The 15,301-nt window shown below is 66.0% G+C and carries 15 protein-coding genes and 2 pseudogenes; 16 read left to right on the top strand and 1 reads right to left on the bottom strand.

All coding sequences use genetic code 11. The features are described from left to right. Positions 1–182: 182 nt before the first annotated feature. The 10 genes from AB4Y40_RS08710 to AB4Y40_RS08665 all read left to right on the top strand — a co-directional run bounded on the left by AB4Y40_RS08710 (position 183) and on the right by AB4Y40_RS08665 (position 9,874). Positions 183–1,268, top strand: coding sequence for an FUSC family protein (locus AB4Y40_RS08710; RefSeq protein WP_368687335.1), 1,086 nt, complete (start codon positions 183–185; stop codon positions 1,266–1,268). Positions 1,269–1,672: 404 nt separating this feature from the next. Next, a complete protein-coding gene (locus tag AB4Y40_RS08705) occupies positions 1,673–2,956 on the top strand; it encodes an MFS transporter (protein WP_368687334.1) in 1,284 nt (427 codons plus the stop codon). A gap of 117 nt (positions 2,957–3,073) precedes the next feature. Beyond that, the gene (locus AB4Y40_RS08700; protein ID WP_368687333.1) at positions 3,074–4,003 is read left to right on the top strand and encodes a LysR substrate-binding domain-containing protein; all 930 of its coding nucleotides are present in this window, start codon (positions 3,074–3,076) and stop codon (positions 4,001–4,003) included. A gap of 130 nt (positions 4,004–4,133) precedes the next feature. After that, positions 4,134–4,628, top strand: coding sequence for a hydroxyquinol 1,2-dioxygenase (locus tag AB4Y40_RS08695; protein WP_368687332.1), 495 nt, complete (start codon positions 4,134–4,136; stop codon positions 4,626–4,628). A gap of 41 nt (positions 4,629–4,669) precedes the next feature. Next, complete coding sequence (locus AB4Y40_RS08690) at positions 4,670–5,689, top strand: hydroxyquinol 1,2-dioxygenase (protein WP_368687331.1); 1,020 nt, start codon at positions 4,670–4,672, stop codon at positions 5,687–5,689. 53 nt (positions 5,690–5,742) lie between these two features. Continuing rightward, positions 5,743–7,209: an aldehyde dehydrogenase family protein gene (locus AB4Y40_RS08685; RefSeq protein WP_368687330.1), complete on the top strand. Its 1,467-nt coding sequence runs from the start codon at positions 5,743–5,745 to the stop codon at positions 7,207–7,209. A 7-nt stretch (positions 7,210–7,216) separates the two neighbouring features. Continuing rightward, positions 7,217–8,284 (top strand): maleylacetate reductase, encoded by a 1,068-nt coding sequence (locus tag AB4Y40_RS08680; RefSeq protein ID WP_368687329.1) that lies wholly within the window; start codon positions 7,217–7,219, stop codon positions 8,282–8,284. A 55-nt stretch (positions 8,285–8,339) separates the two neighbouring features. Beyond that, positions 8,340–9,212, top strand: a complete 873-nt coding sequence (locus AB4Y40_RS08675; protein WP_368687328.1) for an intradiol ring-cleavage dioxygenase — start codon at positions 8,340–8,342, stop codon at positions 9,210–9,212. After that, the gene (locus tag AB4Y40_RS08670) at positions 9,209–9,529 is read left to right on the top strand and encodes a YciI family protein (RefSeq protein WP_368687327.1); all 321 of its coding nucleotides are present in this window, start codon (positions 9,209–9,211) and stop codon (positions 9,527–9,529) included. The genes AB4Y40_RS08675 and AB4Y40_RS08670 overlap by 4 nt, the downstream gene beginning before the upstream one ends. 3 nt (positions 9,530–9,532) lie before the next feature. Next, on the top strand, positions 9,533–9,874 hold the full coding sequence (locus tag AB4Y40_RS08665; protein WP_321921483.1) for a Rieske 2Fe-2S domain-containing protein: 342 nt from the start codon (positions 9,533–9,535) through the stop codon (positions 9,872–9,874). 192 nt (positions 9,875–10,066) lie between these two features. Here the strand turns inward: AB4Y40_RS08665 and AB4Y40_RS08660 are convergent, their stop codons facing one another. Beyond that, positions 10,067–10,516: an ester cyclase gene (locus AB4Y40_RS08660; RefSeq protein ID WP_368687326.1), complete on the bottom strand. Its 450-nt coding sequence runs from the start codon at positions 10,514–10,516 to the stop codon at positions 10,067–10,069. A 243-nt stretch (positions 10,517–10,759) separates the two neighbouring features. On the opposite strand from AB4Y40_RS08660, the gene AB4Y40_RS08655 reads away from it, so the two are divergent. From AB4Y40_RS08655 to AB4Y40_RS08630, 6 genes and pseudogenes are all read left to right on the top strand, one after another. After that, positions 10,760–11,485, top strand: coding sequence for a 2OG-Fe(II) oxygenase (locus AB4Y40_RS08655; RefSeq protein ID WP_368687325.1), 726 nt, complete (start codon positions 10,760–10,762; stop codon positions 11,483–11,485). Between the two features lie 27 nt (positions 11,486–11,512). Further along, entirely contained in the window at positions 11,513–12,064 is a 552-nt protein-coding gene (locus AB4Y40_RS08650) for a methylated-DNA--[protein]-cysteine S-methyltransferase (protein ID WP_368687324.1), read from the top strand. A 19-nt stretch (positions 12,065–12,083) separates the two neighbouring features. Continuing rightward, on the top strand, positions 12,084–12,830 hold the full coding sequence (locus tag AB4Y40_RS08645; RefSeq protein ID WP_368687323.1) for a 2OG-Fe(II) oxygenase: 747 nt from the start codon (positions 12,084–12,086) through the stop codon (positions 12,828–12,830). A 272-nt stretch (positions 12,831–13,102) separates the two neighbouring features. Next, positions 13,103–13,174, top strand: a pseudogene (locus AB4Y40_RS08640) (DUF969 domain-containing protein); the annotation flags it as partial. Between the two features lie 14 nt (positions 13,175–13,188). After that, a pseudogene (locus tag AB4Y40_RS08635) lies at positions 13,189–14,101 on the top strand (DUF979 domain-containing protein). 10 nt (positions 14,102–14,111) lie between these two features. Continuing rightward, on the top strand, positions 14,112–15,134 hold the full coding sequence (locus AB4Y40_RS08630; protein ID WP_368687322.1) for a DUF2891 domain-containing protein: 1,023 nt from the start codon (positions 14,112–14,114) through the stop codon (positions 15,132–15,134). Positions 15,135–15,301 lie beyond the last annotated feature (167 nt).

Raw genomic sequence — 15,301 nt, 5'->3', positions numbered from 1 at the left:
GCGGCCCGCAAAGCCCCGACCGGCGGGCATCCGCACAAGGTGCCGAGGATTGGTCTTACGAATCGGAAAGAAAATCCGGGCCGCGAAATAATCGGGAAGTCGTCGAGGAGGGTCTGAGTGCCGGAACAGTTGTGGCATTCGCGTTAACATTGGCGCTCCGCCTGAAACGACCGACGGCATCCATGGCCACCATCTCCTACGCCCACAAACCGCTCACGCCGATTCGCCGTGCGCTCGCACGCTTTTCCCTCTCCGAACTCGCGAAATACACGAAGCTCACGCTCGGCATGTGGATAGGCTTCGGCGTTCCGTACGCGTGCGGGTATCCCGAGGCGGCGGTCGCGCTCTCGGGCTCGGCCATGCTCACGCTCGCGCTCGGCAGTTCCATCTCGGCGGCGCGCGGGTACTTCCACAAGCGCGTGATGTCGAACCTCGTGGCGATGCCGATCGGCACGCTCCTGATCTGGCTGACCGCGCCGCATTTGTGGCTGGGCGTGATCCTGCTGCCGCTCGTGATCTTCACGATCGTGCGCATTCGGCCTTCGGTGTTCCAGATGACGAGCATCACCGTGCCGATGACGCTCGTGCTCTTCACGGGCGTGCACATACCGCTGCTCGAGCAACGGCTGATCGGCGTGGTGCTCGGCATGCTGCTCGGTTTCATCATTCAGCAGGTCGCGTTTCCGCCCGACCACGGATTCTGGGCAAATACGCTCGTGAACGACGGCAACGCACAGGCCGAAGCCTTGCTCAACGAAGTCGCGACGAACACGCTGGACCGCGCGAAGCTGAAATCGGCGACGGCCGCGCTGCGGGTGTCGAGCAGCAATCTGAAGCAGGCGCACGATCTCCTCAAGTCGGACCTGGAGCAGTCGTGGGTGTCGGCGCATCTGAAGCGCAATCGCGATCGCCTGCCGCTGTTCGCGTGCTACCACGAGCTATTCGATTCGATCGTCGGCTTCCTCGAAACGCTCGACACGTTCAACGCGCAATACGAGGCGCTCGACGCACAATGGAAAGAGGCCTACCGGCGCGGCCTCGCGCGCCTCGTGGACGTACACCGGCAACTGGCTTCCCAGGCCGACCTGCGGGTGGAACGCCCAGCTCTGCTCGTGGCGCCGCTGACTCGCGAGGAACTGCATGCGCTCGTCGAAGCGCTGCCCGCCACGGGCGTGTTCACGAGCGTCTATCTCGGGCATTTGACCGGTTACGGCATCCTGCTGAGCCGTTTGAGCGACATGCATACCGAGCACTTGCGCAAAGCGTGAGCGCCGCGCTCATTCCTCGCGGATCTTCCCGGCGATCCGCGCGGCGGCGGCCTGCAGATCGCCCGGGCTCGTGCAACTCATGCGTTGAATGTCTACCGCCCGCCGCGCCAGCGAGCGTCTACCCGTAATTGTCCTGGGGTGGGCGCGCCGCGTCGCATCGCGTGGCGCGCCCCGCTCGCAGCGTCCCGACTGCCGTGCCCGCCGGCCTTGCGCGCCCGATTATTCGCGATCCGCGAATGACGTATTCGGGCGTTATCCGGTACTGATTACACCGCGCTTGCGACTATCTTTGCCTCGTCGATGTCGACGGCGTCCTGCGAGCGTGCAGCGGTGCACGTCGCGTCGCACACCGTTTTCGACCATGAGCGTGTGGCGCGGCATGCGGCCGGCCCAAGGAGACAGAGATGAAACCGAACACATGGGACACGGCCTACGAATGGAAGGCCGTGACGCTGCTGGCGCTGGGCTTCGGCCTCGTGGGCCTCGACCGCTGGCTGATCGCGCCGCTGTTCCCGTCCATCATGAAAGACCTCAACCTCAATGCGCAGGATGTCGGCAATTGCATCGGCATCCTCGGCCTTTCGTGGGGCGTGTTCGCGGCGGTCATGGGCGGCCTGTCCGACAAGGTGGGGCGGCGCAAGGTGCTGATTCCGGCGATCATCGCGTTCTCGCTGCTCTCGGGCTTTTCGGGCCTCGCAGGCGGCTTCGCGAGCCTGCTGGCCGTGCGCGCGCTGATGGGCGTGGCCGAAGGTTCGTTCTGCCCGACCAGCTTCGCCGCTACAGCCGATGCCTCGCACCCGAAGCGCCGCGGCTTCAATCTCGGGCTTCAGCAAAGCGGCTTCGCGCTGTTCGGGCTCGCGCTTGCGCCGATCATCGCCACGCAGTTGCTGGGCGTGATGACGTGGCGCTGGGTGTTCGCGCTCGTCTCGGTGCCGGGGCTGATTCTCGGCTTGCTGATGTACCGCGTGATCCGGGAGCCGCAAGGCGCGCCTGCGCGTAATGCCGGTGCGTCTGCCTCGAAGGCCGAACGCGGCCACTGGCGCGACGTGATCCGCAGCCGCAACATTCCCGTGGCGATGGTCGCGCTGTTCTGCGCCATGACGGGCGTGTTCGTGCTCGGCGCCATGCTGCCGCTCTATCTCACGCAGTACCTGTCGCTCGATACGCAGCGCATGGGCGTCGTGGCCTCGGCGATCGGCTTTGGCGGTTTCGTCGGACAGTTCGGTTTGCCGGGGCTTTCGGATCTGCTGGGCCGGCGCCTCGCGAGCGTCATCGGCTTCGTGGGCACCGCTGTCATGCTGATCGTGTTTCGCGGTCTCGGCGCGCAGCCGTTCGCGCTCTTCGCGGTGCTGTTCGCGGCGTCGTTCTTCACGCTCGGCCTCGTTTCGCTGCTCTCGGGACCGGTTGCCACCGAAGCCGCGCCGGCCGGCATGGTCTCGACTTCGATCGGCCTCGTGGTGGGCGCCGGTGAAATCTTCGGCGGCGGCGTGGCGCCCGCGCTCGCCGGATTTGTTGCAGCGCATTTCGGTATCCAGAACATTTTGTGGCTGCCGATCGGCGCGGTCTTCCTCGGCGTGCTGGTGAGCCTATTCCTCAAGGAAACCGCGCCCGCGAAGCTGCGGCGTAACGAGGCCGCCGCCCCCATTGCGCCCGCCGCGCCCTTGCCTGCAGCGGGGCAGGCCGAGTAGCGTGCGCGCGCTGTCCGTGTCGTCCTCGGCGGCTGCGCCGCCCGTGCAGGAGCGGCGCGAGCGACCGGAGGCGGGCCCTATACTTGAAGGGCCCGAACCCGAGAAGAAGAGAGGAGCATGGACCGATTCCTGAGCATCGAAGCCTTCGTGCGCGTGGCGGAAACGAGCAGTTTCGCGGAAGCGGCCCGGCAACTCGGCGTGACCAGTTCGGTCGTGACGAACCGGATCCAGCAACTGGAGAAGTTCGTCAACGCCCCGCTCTTTCATCGCAGCACGCGGCACGTGCGCCTCTCCGAAGTCGGGGAGGCGTTTTATCGTGAATGCGCGGAGGTGGTGGGGCGCGTGAACGAACTGACGGACCAGATGCGCGAACTGCGCGCCACGCCCACGGGCAGGCTGCGCATCCAGATCTTGCCGGGCTTCGCGCTGGGCCATTTCGGCGGGCCGCTCGCCGAGTTCAACCGCCGCTATCCCGGCATCCAGCTCGACGTGATCGTCAACGACCGCGTGGTCGATCCGATCGAAGAAGGTTTCGACGTCGCGTTCCAGATCTTCCCGCCGATCTCCGATTCGCTGATCGAGCGGCGGCTCTTTTCGGTGCGCCGGCTCTTTTGCGCCACCCCCGCGTATGTGCAAGAGCATGGCGCGCCGCAGCATCCGCGTGAATTGCTGCAGCACACCACGGCGCTCTATTCGGGCTATCCCTCGCGCAACCGCTGGACGATGACCCGCGGCGACGAAGTCGTGGAGATGGAGTTGCCCGGCATGATCCGCTCGAACTCGGTGCATTTGCTGCGCGATTACGCGCTCACGGGCGGCGGCGTGGTGTGCCTGCCTACGCTCGTGGCGAGCGAGGCGCTCCTCAACGGCTCGCTCGTGCCGATCCTCACCGACTACCACCTCTCTGCGTTGAGCTTTGCCGCCGTGTATCCCTCCACGCAGCGCCAGGCCCTGAAAGTGAAGGCGCTAGTGGAGTTTCTGGCCGAGTATCTGGGCCCCGAGCCCGCGTGGGACGTGCCGCTGATCGAGCGCGGCTGGGTGCGCTAGCGCCTGCGACGATTGCCTGCCGCGATTATTTGCGAAACGCGAATGCCATAGTCGCCTGGCCGCCGGTTGTTACCGCCGCGCAGCGCTCCTAAAGTTGATTCCAACGAACCTTCCAAAACAGGAGACAGCCATGACCGATTCGTCATTCCACACCGCCTTTGGCTCGCTCGAGCAGTATCGCAAGGGCGAGATCGAAATCACGAGCGGCGACGCCCGCCACTATGTTTTCTCGAACGTCTTCGAAGTCGCCGCAAGCTCGGCGCCCTACGAGAAGGTCGTGGTCGGCAAGAACCTCGAATACGTGATCGAGGTGCTGCGCACGGAAGGGCAGTCGCGCTGGTTCGCCTGCGCACACGATGAGTTCGTGATCCTGATGGATGCCGAAGTGCGCATCGACTTCATCAAGCTCGATACGCCGCTCAAGGGCGGTACGGGTACGGTCGACGCGGGCGAGCAGCCTGCGGGCCGCAAGATGGGCCATGTGGTGCTGCGCCGCGGCCATCAAGCGCTGCTGCCGGCTGGCTGCGCGTATCGCTTCAGCGCGCAGAAGGCTGGCGTCGCGCTCGTGCAGACCATGGCCGGTGAGCTGTCCGTGCAGAAGTGGGCAGAGATCTGCCTGCACTGACAACACGCGCAAACCGAACACTCGACTACTGGAGACACGACATGGCCACCCTCGAAACCCTCGACCACTCCGCAGGCTTCGCCGCCGACACCGTGCGCGCGAGCGAGCCCGACGCCGTGACCGGCTATCGCCGCTACACGCTCGGCGCCTTCGAATTCACGCGCGACGAATACTTCGTGAAAGTGCTGTGGCCCGCGAAGGGACAGACGCGCACGCACGCCATCCCCGCCGACGCCTTCCTGCGCGCCATGATGCGCGACGTGGCCTGGGGCTTTTTCTACGGCTGGGTGAATTTCGACCACGTGTTCGGCACGCGCAATCACTACGGCAAGGTGGACGTGTACGCGGGCTCGTTCAACGGCATCATGAAGGACGCCGGCGTGGACTATATCGAGACCTTCGAAACGCCCACCATCATGGCGACCTTCAAGGCGATCCTGCACGACTGGACCAACGAAGGCTTCGACCCGTTCGCCGCGCCCGAGGAAACCGGCACCGCATTCGGCCGCAAGCATGGCGAGAACGACGCCGCGATCGAGCGCACGCGCATCGCCACGCGCCGCATGCCGGGCCTCGAAGGCGACTCGCCGCTGCGCGACGACCTGCCGGTGAACCGCGCCTTCGCCGACGTGGCTCAGGACAACCCCGAAGTGCACGCCGAGCCCGGTTTCGAAGGCGAGCTGCATGCGTTCAACCTCTTCAAGTACCTCTCGCGCTCGGACGTGACGTGGAATCCCTCGGTCACTTCGGTGTGCGGCCAGAGCCTGTTCTGCCCGACCACCGAGGAGTACATCCTGCCGGTTTTCCACGGCAACGACCGCGTGGAGTGGTTCCTGCAGCTCTCCGACGAGATCGTCTGGGACATCGGCGACAAAAACACCGGTGCGCCGCGCGCACGCATCACCATGCGCGCGGGCGACATTTGCGCCATGCCCGCCGATATCCGCCATCAGGGCTATTCGACCAAGCGTTCGATGCTGCTCGTGTGGGAGAACGCGACCGCCGGCTTGCCCAAGCGCTACGAGAGCGGCGAACTCAAGCCGTATCCGGTCGAGTTCTGAGCGAGTTCCCAGCAGCTACCCAGCATGCCTAAGCATCAACCGAGGATTTACTCATGCAAACGCAATTGTTCATCGACGGCCGCTTCGTTGACGCCGTCGAGGGCGGCACCATCGACGTGCTCAATCCGCACGACGGCTCGCTGATCACGAAGATCGCCGCCGCCACCGCGGCCGACATCGATCTGGCCGTGGCCGCCGCCACGCGCGCCTTCCCGCAGTGGTCGGCGATGCCGGCCGCCGAACGTGGCCGCCTGCTGCTGCGTCTGGCCGACGCCATCGAAGCGAACGGCGAAGAACTCGCGCAACTGGAATCGCTCGACACCGGGCACCCGATCCGCGATTCACGCGCACTGGACGTGCCGCGCACGGCGGCGTGCTTCCGCTACTTCGGCGGCATGGCCGACAAGCTGCAAGGCTCGGTCATTCCGGTCGAAACGGGTTTTCTCAACTACGTGCAGCGCGCGCCCATAGGCGTGGTGGGCCAGATCGTGCCGTGGAATTTCCCGCTCATGTTCACGAGCTGGAAGATGGGCCCGGCGCTCGCGGCCGGCAACACGGTAGTGCTGAAGCCCTCGGAAATCACGCCGCTTTCCACGCTGCGTATCGTCGAGCTGATGGCGGAAGTGGGCTTTCCCGCGGGTGTCGTCAATATCGTGCCGGGCTATGGGCATACGGCCGGGCAGCGGCTCGCGGAGCACGAGGGCGTGGGCAAGATCGCCTTCACCGGCTCGACGGCAACGGGGCGGCGCATCGTGGAGGCCTCGCAGGGCAACCTGAAGCGCGTGCAGCTCGAACTGGGCGGCAAGGGCGCCAATATCGTGTTCGACGACGCCAATCTCGACGCCGCCATCAACGGCGCGGCCTGGGCGATCTTCCACAACCAGGGGCAGGCGTGCATTGCGGGTTCGCGTCTGGTGCTGCATGAGCGCATCGCCGACGAATTTCTCGAACGCTTCGTGGCGCTCGCCGCCTCGATTCGTGTCGGCAATCCTTTGGACCCCGAAACAGAAATGGGGCCGCTCACTTCGCTGCAGCATCTGGAGCGCGTGAAGGCCTTCGTGGACGTGGCGCGCGAGCAGGGCGGGCGCGTCCTCACGGGCGGCAGCGCGCCGCAGGACCCTGCGCTCGCCAACGGCTATTACGTGCGCCCGACGGTGATCGAGGCGAAGACCCAGGACGATCGTATCGCGCAGGAAGAGGTGTTCGGCCCGTTCGTGACCGTGCTGCGCTTCAAGTCCGACGAAGAGGCGCTCGCCATCGCCAACGGCACCGACTACGGTCTCGGCAGCGGCCTGTGGACGCGCGACCTCGCGCGCGCGCACAGCATCGCGGGCAAGATTCACGCGGGCATGTGCTGGGTGAACTGCTACAAGCGCGTGAATCCGGGCAGCCCGTTCGGCGGCGTCGGTCAATCGGGCTACGGTCGCGAAATGGGCTTCGAGGCGATGCACGACTACACGGAGGCCCGCTCGGTGTGGGTCAACGTGGACGCCCAGGTGCCGCCCCACTTCAAGCGTTGAGGCACGTATGGATCGCTTCGTTTATCAGGGCTTGCCGTCGCGCGTGGTGTTCGGCTGGGGCAACCTCGCGCGGTTGCCCGAAGAGGTGGACCGGCTGGGCGCACGCCGCGCGTTGATCCTCTCGACGCCCGAGCAGCGGCCGCTCGCTGAAGAAGTCGCGCGCCTGCTCGGCGAGCGCGCCGCGGGTATCCATGCCGAAGCGGTCATGCACGTGCCCGTGGAGGTCGCGCGGGCAGCGCGCGAGAAAGCGGCGGCACTGGATGCGCAGTGCTGCGTGGCCGTGGGCGGCGGCTCGACCATCGGCCTTGGCAAGGCCATCGCGCTCGAATCGGCGCTGCCGATCGTCGCCGTGCCCACGACCTACGCGGGCTCGGAGATGACGCCCATCTACGGTCTCACCGAAGGGCGCCTGAAAAAGACCGGGCGCGACTTGCGCGTGCTGCCGCGCACTGTGATCTACGACCCGTCGCTCACGGTCTCGCTGCCCGCCGGCATTTCGGCGGCCTCGGGCGTGAACGCCATCGCGCACGCGGTGGAGGCGCTCTATGCCGAGGACGCGAACCCGGTGATCAGCCTGATGGCCGAAGAATCGATTCGCGCGCTGGGCGAAGCGTTGCCGGGCGTCGTGCGTCGCCCGGACGACGCGGCGATGCGCAGTCGCGCGCTCTATGGCGCGTGGCTCGCGGGCACTTCCTTGGGCGCCGTGAGCATGGCGCTGCATCACAAGCTCTGCCACACGCTCGGCGGCACCTTCAACCTGCCGCACGCGCAAACGCATGCGGTCATGCTGCCGCATACGGCGCATTACAACCACGCGGCCGCGCCACACGCGCTCGAGCGCGTGGCGCGTGCGCTCGGCGGCGCGCATGCGGATGAGGCCGGGCCGCGGCTCTATGCGTTGAACGAGTCGCTTGGCATTCCCATGTCGCTCAAGGAAATCGGTATGCCCAAAGCGGGCCTCGACGAAGCGGCCGATCTCGCGTGCACGAATGCCTACCCCAATCCGCGGCCGCTGGAGCGCGCGGCGATCCGCGCACTGCTGCAACGCGCGTGGGAAGGCCTGGCGCCGCGCTAGCCGGGTTGCGCCACGCCACGTGCGTGGCGCACAAAACAACGGAAAGGAGACAACCATGTCGATGCATGGCACCGAGGCCGAACGCGCCTTGACGGAACAGGTCGTGGGCCGCTTCGCGAACACACCCGACGCGCGTCTGCGCACGCTGATGCAAAGCCTCGTGCGCCATCTGCACGCCTACGTGCGCGAAGTCGAGCCGACGGAGGCGGAGTGGTTCGCTGCGATCCGCTTCCTGACCGAGACGGGCCAGATGTGCGACGACGTCGTGCGCCAGGAATTCATCCTGCTGTCCGACACGCTGGGCGTGTCGATGCTCGTCGATGCGATCAATCACCGCTATGCTTCCGGCGCGACCGATACGACCGTGTTCGGCCCGTTCTACATCGAAGGCATGCCCGAACGCGCCTATGGCGAGAACATGGCGTTCACGCCGGGTACGCCGGCCCTCGTGCATGGCCGCGTGCTGACGACCGACGGCGAGCCCGTGGCGAACGCGCTGCTCGACGTGTGGCAGACGGCCGACAACGGCATGTACTCGGGGCAGGACACCGAACAGCCGCACGGCAACCTGCGCGGCCGCTATCGCACCGACGCCGAAGGCCGCTACGCGCTCCGCACCATCGTGCCCGTGTGCTATCCCATTCCGACCGACGGCCCGGTGGGCCGCATGCTCAACGCCACGGGGCGGCATCCGTGGCGGCCCGCCCATCTGCACTTCATGATCACGGCGCCGGGCCACAGCGCGCTCGTCACGCACCTGTTCAACCAGAACGACCCGTATCTGGATTCGGACGCGGTGTTCGGCGTGAAGCCCTCGCTGCTCGTCGACTATCGCGAGCACGCGGCGGGTGGGGCGGCCGCGCAGCAGTTCGGCTTCGAGGGCGGCTTTCGCGAGGCGTGCTACGACTTCGTGCTGGAGCGCGCATGAGACCGCACACACGCTACTACGCCGTATTCGCCACCGACAAGCCCGGCATGCGCGAAGTCCGCGAGCGCGAACGCGCGGTGCATCGCACCTATCTGCGCTCGGCCGCGCAACGCGGGGTGTTCGTGCGGCTGGGCGGCTCGACGCTCGCGCCGCATTGCGACGCGCTCAACGGCACGCTGCTCGTGATAGAGGCGGAAGGCTACGACGACGTGATGCGCTTCGTGCGCGACGATCCCTATACGCTGGCGGGCTTGTTCGAGCACGTCGAGATCCGTCCGTGGGACTGGAATCTTGGCAATCCTGAGCAAAGAGTGTGAACCATGCAGACCGTGTGCCTGTGTTGCCTTGACGACGTGCCCGACGGCGGCGCGCGCGTGATCGACGCCGCGCTGGCCGGGCGGCCGGTCGTCGTCGTGCGGCGGGCCGGCGAAGTATGGGCGTACGCGAACCGTTGCCCGCACTTCTCGGTGCCGCTCGACTACGAGCCCGGCCATGTGCCGACGTATCGCGCACAGGTGATCATGTGCGCGCATCACAGTGCGTTATTTCGCTTCGAAGACGGGCAGTGCATCGAAGGCCCGTGCGCCGGCGCCAAGCTCGATGCGATTCCCGTGTGGCTCGACGCGCAGTCCAACGTCGTGGCGCATTGCGGCGGCGCCTGACCGTTTTCCACGCACGGGCCATCGATGCTCGCGCTGAGTCCGGCGTCGGATTGCGCATGACGCAGGAACAGCGCGAGCAGTTCAGGCCGTAGCCCGTCGCCGCGTTGAGCGGCGAGCGCGTGAAGGGCGAGGAGCGGAGCAAGCGGTGACATGATTCGACTCCCTATGTGAGACGTTCCGTTCGTGGCGCAGTCAGACCCGCCTGATGAGCCCGAGCTGCGTGAGCGCCGTTACGCCGTCGTCGAGCCCGATCTCCTCGACGATCTTGCCGTCTTTCAGGCGCAATACCGTCGTGCCGGTGAAGTGCATCTTGCGGCCGCTCGCCGCCGGCAACGATCCCGCGAGAAAGTCACCGAACGCCGGGCCCGAATGGGTGCCGCCGCCTTCCCACTGACCCACCACGTATTCGCCTTCAGCGATGAGATCGGCGGCGCCCCAGAAGTTCAGATCGGGGAACGCCGCGCGAAAGCCGGTCATGAACGCCTTGATGTCCTCGCGGCCGCGGCGCGGCTCGTGCAGCGAATACTTGAGCAGCATGTCCGGCGCGGCTAGCTCGTCGACGACGCTGAGGTCGCAGGTTTCGCCCCAGAAACGCGTGAACCAGCGGCCAACGAACGCCTTGTTGTCCTCTTCCATCGACATGTTCGACTCCTTGCTGATCTCGATTCACGGCGAAGCAGGATTGCTCCGCCTGAAATGAACGATATCGACCGGCAAACCACGCAGATACCCGTTTCTTGCCGTGACATTCGCGTGGCATTCACGCCGTGGCACGCGCCGAATTAGAGCGCAACATTCGGATCGGAACGCACGGTGCGCCGGCGTATCGTTGGTCTGTGGGCGAGATCGGCGAGAATGCCGCTTGCGAGAGGAGGAACACACGCGATGAAAACCGGGGCCATGCGGGCTGAGAAGCCGGAATCCGCAACGTACGACTGGGTCGAGATCGAGCGATCGCTCGACGCGCGCGGCTACGCCGTGCTGCCCCGCGTGCTCAGGCCCGAGCAATGCGCGCAACTCGCTGCCCTGTACGCGAGGGACGATGGCTTTCGCTCGCGCATCGTCATGGCGCGTCACAATTTCGGGCGCGGGGAATACAAGTACTTCGCGTATCCGCTGCCGTCGCTGCTTCAGCGCTTGCGGCATGCGCTCTATCCGTACCTCGCGCCGATCGCCAACCGCTGGAACGGGCAACTGGGGATCGACACGCAATACCCGGCCGACCTCGACGCCTTTCTCGATCAATGCCACCGCGCAGGGCAAACACGTCCGACACCGCTCATCCTCGAATACGGCCCGGGCGACTATAACTGCCTGCACCAGGACCTCTACGGCGAGCATGTGTTTCCGCTGCAGGTGGCGATGCTGCTGTCACGGCCAGGCGTCGATTTCGAGGGCGGCGAGTTCGTGATGACGCAGAGCGCGTCGAACGGTCAATGCGCCGAAGTGATTCCGCTGGAGCAGGGCGACGCGGTGCTGTTCACCGTCAACCAGCGCCCGGCTGCGAACCGGCGCGGCGGCACGCGCCGGGTCGCCATGCGCCACGGCGTGAGCGTGGTGCGCAGCGGCAAGCGTCATACCGTCGGCCTGATTTTCCACGATTCACGTTAGTGCGCGTACGACGCGAAGGAACGCATCATGCACCTGTTTCTCAGCCATATCGAGTCGCCGCTCGGCGACCTCATGCTGGTGAGCGATGCGCAGCAGCGGCTGCACGCGCTCGAATTCGCCGATCACCGCTCGCGCCTGCATCGTGGCTTGCGCGAACGCCACAACAGTGCCGAATGGATCGACGCCGCCGCGCCGGCTTCGATCGCCGACGCCATGACGCGTTATTTCTCGGGCGAATTGACCGCGCTCGATTCTCTGCCGGTCGTCATGACAGGCTCGGACCTGGAGGAAAAGGTCTGGGCCGCGTTGCGCCAGATTCCGGCCGGCACCACCACCAGCTACGGCAAGCTCGCGAAAGCGTTGGGATTCGAAGACCCGCGCGCGGCGATCGACATCGGCGCGGCGAACGGCGCGAATCCCATCGCGATCGTCGTGCCGTGCCATCGCGTGATCGCCAGCAACGGCGAGTTGAAGGGCTACGCGTGGGGCCTGCATCGCAAGCGCTGGCTGCTCGAACACGAGAAGGCGATACCCGCCACGCGCGACGTTCCGCAAACGGCAACGCTCCCAGGCTTTTGAAATGAATATGTCCTTGCCTATGACTTCATCTGCCGACCCATTCGACAAGCTCGATTGGAGCGCAATCGCCGCGCGACTGGACAGCGAAGGCTATGCGGTACTGCCTCGGCTAGCCGGCGCGGACGAAGCCCGCAGGCTCGCGCGCGAAGCCGGCACATCGACCGCATTGCGCCGCGTTGCGCTCGACTCGCTCGATCTCGGCCGTGGCGATCTGCTGTATTTCGGCACGCCTCTCCCGCAGCCGTGGGCGCAATGGCGTGTGGACCTCTATCGTCAGTTGGCGCCCATTGCCAATCGATGGAACGAGATGCTTGGCATGCCTTATCGATTCCCCGCGACGCTGGATGAGTTTCTGGAGCGCAACCGGCGAGCGGGGCAAAAGCAGGCGCAGTCGCATTTGAACCGGCTAGGCACCGACGACTATCTGGCGCTGCATCAACGCAGTGACGGCGAGCATGTATTTCCGCTGCAAGTGGTCGCCTTGCTCTCGGCGCCGGGGAAAGACTTCACGGGCGGCGAACTGGTGCTGACCGAGCAGCGTCCGCGCATGCAGTCGCGCCCGACGGTCGTCCCGCTCGGGTTGGGCGACGCGGCGATCATCGCCACGGCCCAGCGGCCATTCAAGGGCAGCAGCGCTTACTACCGCGTGAACCTCCGGCATGCCATCAGCCGCGTGCGCAGCGGCAAGCGCATTGGCGCCGAGTTGTCGTTCCACGACGCACCGCAAGCGGCAAACGATCAACACGCTTTCGATCTCGACATCTGAATCCTGCCGCGCAGGCATTCCAGTCCGGCGCGGCAGATGCAACTAACTGTCCGGCCCACCCACCCCCGGCCCACTCCGCGCCACAGCGCGGCGGTACCAATTCGTCTTCACGCGACGCGCATCGCCCAGGGACTTCCCTTACAAAGACTTCATCGACTATTTATCGATAAATTGTCGTGATAGATTTCCGGGCTGAATTGGGCGCAACGGGGAAGCGCGCCAGCGCGCGCCGGGTCCACGAGACCGGCGGAAATCGATAAGGCGGAGGAGAGATGCTGGTTTTGATAGGGGTGCCGATCGTCGTGTTCGGTTTCGCATTGCGCCTGAACGCGCTGCTCGTCGTGTCGTCGCGGGCCTGATGTTCGCGTCGTTCGCCCTCTTCAACCTGCTCGACCGCGCGAACCCGCGCCGCGTCGTCAACTTCGTGTTCTGGGGCGTCTATGCGCTGACGTTCCTGTTCGGCGGCGTTGCTGCCGCATTTCGTGATGGGGTGTCTCGCCATCGCGCTCGCGTTGCTCGCGGGCTCGGGCAAGCTGGGCCGCAGCCCCGCGGCCAACGACGATGCCAAAGCCGAGGCGCGCCGCGAGCAAGGGGCGCGGCGCTTCGGCAGCCGGCTCTTCATTCCGGCGCTGCTCATCCCGGTGGTGACGCTCGTCGGCACGCTCACACTCAAGTACGCGCCCTTCGTCGAAGCGAAGAACGTCACGCTCATTTCGCTCGTGATCGCCACGCTCGTTGCGTTCGGCGCGGCGCTCGTCATGTTGCGCGATTCGCCCGTGCAGGCGCTCAAGGGCGCACGGCACACCATGGACGCCGTGGGCTGGGCCGCCATCCTGCCGCAGATGCTCGCGGCGCTCGGCGCGCTGTTCGCCGCGGCGGGCGTCGGCCACGTGGTGTCCGAACTCGTCACGAACTGGATTCCCCAGAATTCGGCGTTCGCGGTCGTGGCCGCCTACACTTTCGGCATGGCCCTCTTCACGATGATCATGGGCAACGCGTTCGCTGCCTTCCCGGTGATGACCGCCGGCATCGGCCTGCCGCTGATCGTGCATCAGTTCCACGGTACACCGGCGCTTCTTGGCGCCATCGGCATGCTCTCCGGCTTCTGCGGCACGCTCATGACGCCGATGGCCGCGAACTTCAACATCGTCCCCGCGGCGCTGCTCGAATTGAGCGACAAGAACGGCGTGATCAAGGCGCAATGGCCGACCGCCGTGCTGCTGCTCGTCGTCAACACGCTGCTGATGTACGCCTTCGTTTTCCGGTTCTGATGAGATCACGATGACCACACACCTCACCGCCGCCCATGCCTCGAAGTTCGCCTCGCTCGCGCTTGCCCACCTCACGCGCGAGTACCCGAACAAGCTGACTCACTCGCTCGAAGGCCCGCAGGACGTGCTGGGCCCGCGCGCGCTCCACCCGGTGTTTTACGGCAGCTACGACTGGCATTCGTGCGTGCACGGCTACTGGCTCGTGCTGCATCTGCTGGAGCGCTTTCCCGACCTGCCCGAGGGGCCGCAGATCGTCGCCGTGGTCGACGAGCACTTCACGCCGGAGAAAATGGCCGGTGAGATGGCCTACCTCACGCTCGCGCACAACCGCGGTTTCGAGCGCCCTTATGGCTGGGCATGGCTGCTCGCGCTCGCGGCACAGGTCGACGCGCTGGTCGAGTCGATGAAGCTGCCGCAGGCCGCGCGCTGGCAGGCGGCGCTGGCGCCGCTCACCGACTGGTTCGTCGAGCGTTTCGAGGAATTCCTGCCGAAGGCGACCTATCCGTTGCGAGTGGGCACTCACTTCAATACGGCGTTCGCGCTCACGCTCGCGTACGACTTCGCGAAAGCCACGTCGCGTCCGGCGCTGGCGACGCTGATCGAAGACACCGCCACGCGCTGGCATACGAACGACGCGGGCTGCCAGGCGTGGGAGCCGGGCGGCGACGAGTTCCTCTCGCCCGCGCTGAGCGTGGCCCTGCTGATGAGCCGCGTACTGAGCGCGCAGGATTTCGAGCCGTGGTTCACGCGCTTCTTGCCCAACCTCGCGGTGCAAGAACCGGTCACGCTTTTCACGCCGGCCACCGTGACCGACCGCAGCGACGGCAAGATCGCCCACCTCGACGGGCTGAACCTGAGCCGCGCGTGGTGTCAGCGCTCACTTGCACGCGCGCTGCCCGCGGGTGACGCCCGCGTGGCCGTCCTCAACGATGCCGCGCAATTGCATCTGGCCAGCGCGCTCGACCATGTGGCCGGGGACTATATGGGCGAGCACTGGCTCGCCACCTTCGCGACGCTCGCGCTCGAAGCATGACAAACGCATGAAACAGGTGGGGCGCGCCGTGTGCGGGCCCCACGCCGTTTTCCAGACTGAAGATTTACGCGCCTGCGGTCGATATCACGGGCTGAAGCCCCGAGCCGCCGCCGGAATCCGCTGCGCACAGGCCGGCTCGGGACGTCGAACCCATTCAGGTCTGGAAG

It is taken from the genome of Paraburkholderia sp. EG287B (assembly GCF_040965595.1).
Taxonomy (GTDB): domain Bacteria; phylum Pseudomonadota; class Gammaproteobacteria; order Burkholderiales; family Burkholderiaceae; genus Paraburkholderia.
Note: the sequence above shows the minus strand (reverse complement) of the source record. Positions and strands in the feature narration are given on the sequence as shown.

Coding starts and splice junctions, on each gene's coding strand:
- AB4Y40_RS08650 (WP_368687324.1), top strand. CDS start 11,513: ATGCACCTGTTTCTCAGCCATATCGAGTCGCCGCTCGGCGACCTCATG.
- AB4Y40_RS08645 (WP_368687323.1), top strand. CDS start 12,084: ATGACTTCATCTGCCGACCCATTCGACAAGCTCGATTGGAGCGCAATC.
- AB4Y40_RS08695 (WP_368687332.1), top strand. CDS start 4,134: ATGACCGATTCGTCATTCCACACCGCCTTTGGCTCGCTCGAGCAGTAT.
- AB4Y40_RS08660 (WP_368687326.1), bottom strand. CDS start 10,516: ATGTCGATGGAAGAGGACAACAAGGCGTTCGTTGGCCGCTGGTTCACG.
- AB4Y40_RS08690 (WP_368687331.1), top strand. CDS start 4,670: ATGGCCACCCTCGAAACCCTCGACCACTCCGCAGGCTTCGCCGCCGAC.
- AB4Y40_RS08705 (WP_368687334.1), top strand. CDS start 1,673: ATGAAACCGAACACATGGGACACGGCCTACGAATGGAAGGCCGTGACG.
- AB4Y40_RS08700 (WP_368687333.1), top strand. CDS start 3,074: ATGGACCGATTCCTGAGCATCGAAGCCTTCGTGCGCGTGGCGGAAACG.
- AB4Y40_RS08655 (WP_368687325.1), top strand. CDS start 10,760: ATGAAAACCGGGGCCATGCGGGCTGAGAAGCCGGAATCCGCAACGTAC.
- AB4Y40_RS08710 (WP_368687335.1), top strand. CDS start 183: ATGGCCACCATCTCCTACGCCCACAAACCGCTCACGCCGATTCGCCGT.
- AB4Y40_RS08630 (WP_368687322.1), top strand. CDS start 14,112: ATGACCACACACCTCACCGCCGCCCATGCCTCGAAGTTCGCCTCGCTC.
- AB4Y40_RS08680 (WP_368687329.1), top strand. CDS start 7,217: ATGGATCGCTTCGTTTATCAGGGCTTGCCGTCGCGCGTGGTGTTCGGC.
- AB4Y40_RS08685 (WP_368687330.1), top strand. CDS start 5,743: ATGCAAACGCAATTGTTCATCGACGGCCGCTTCGTTGACGCCGTCGAG.
- AB4Y40_RS08675 (WP_368687328.1), top strand. CDS start 8,340: ATGTCGATGCATGGCACCGAGGCCGAACGCGCCTTGACGGAACAGGTC.
- AB4Y40_RS08665 (WP_321921483.1), top strand. CDS start 9,533: ATGCAGACCGTGTGCCTGTGTTGCCTTGACGACGTGCCCGACGGCGGC.
- AB4Y40_RS08670 (WP_368687327.1), top strand. CDS start 9,209: ATGAGACCGCACACACGCTACTACGCCGTATTCGCCACCGACAAGCCC.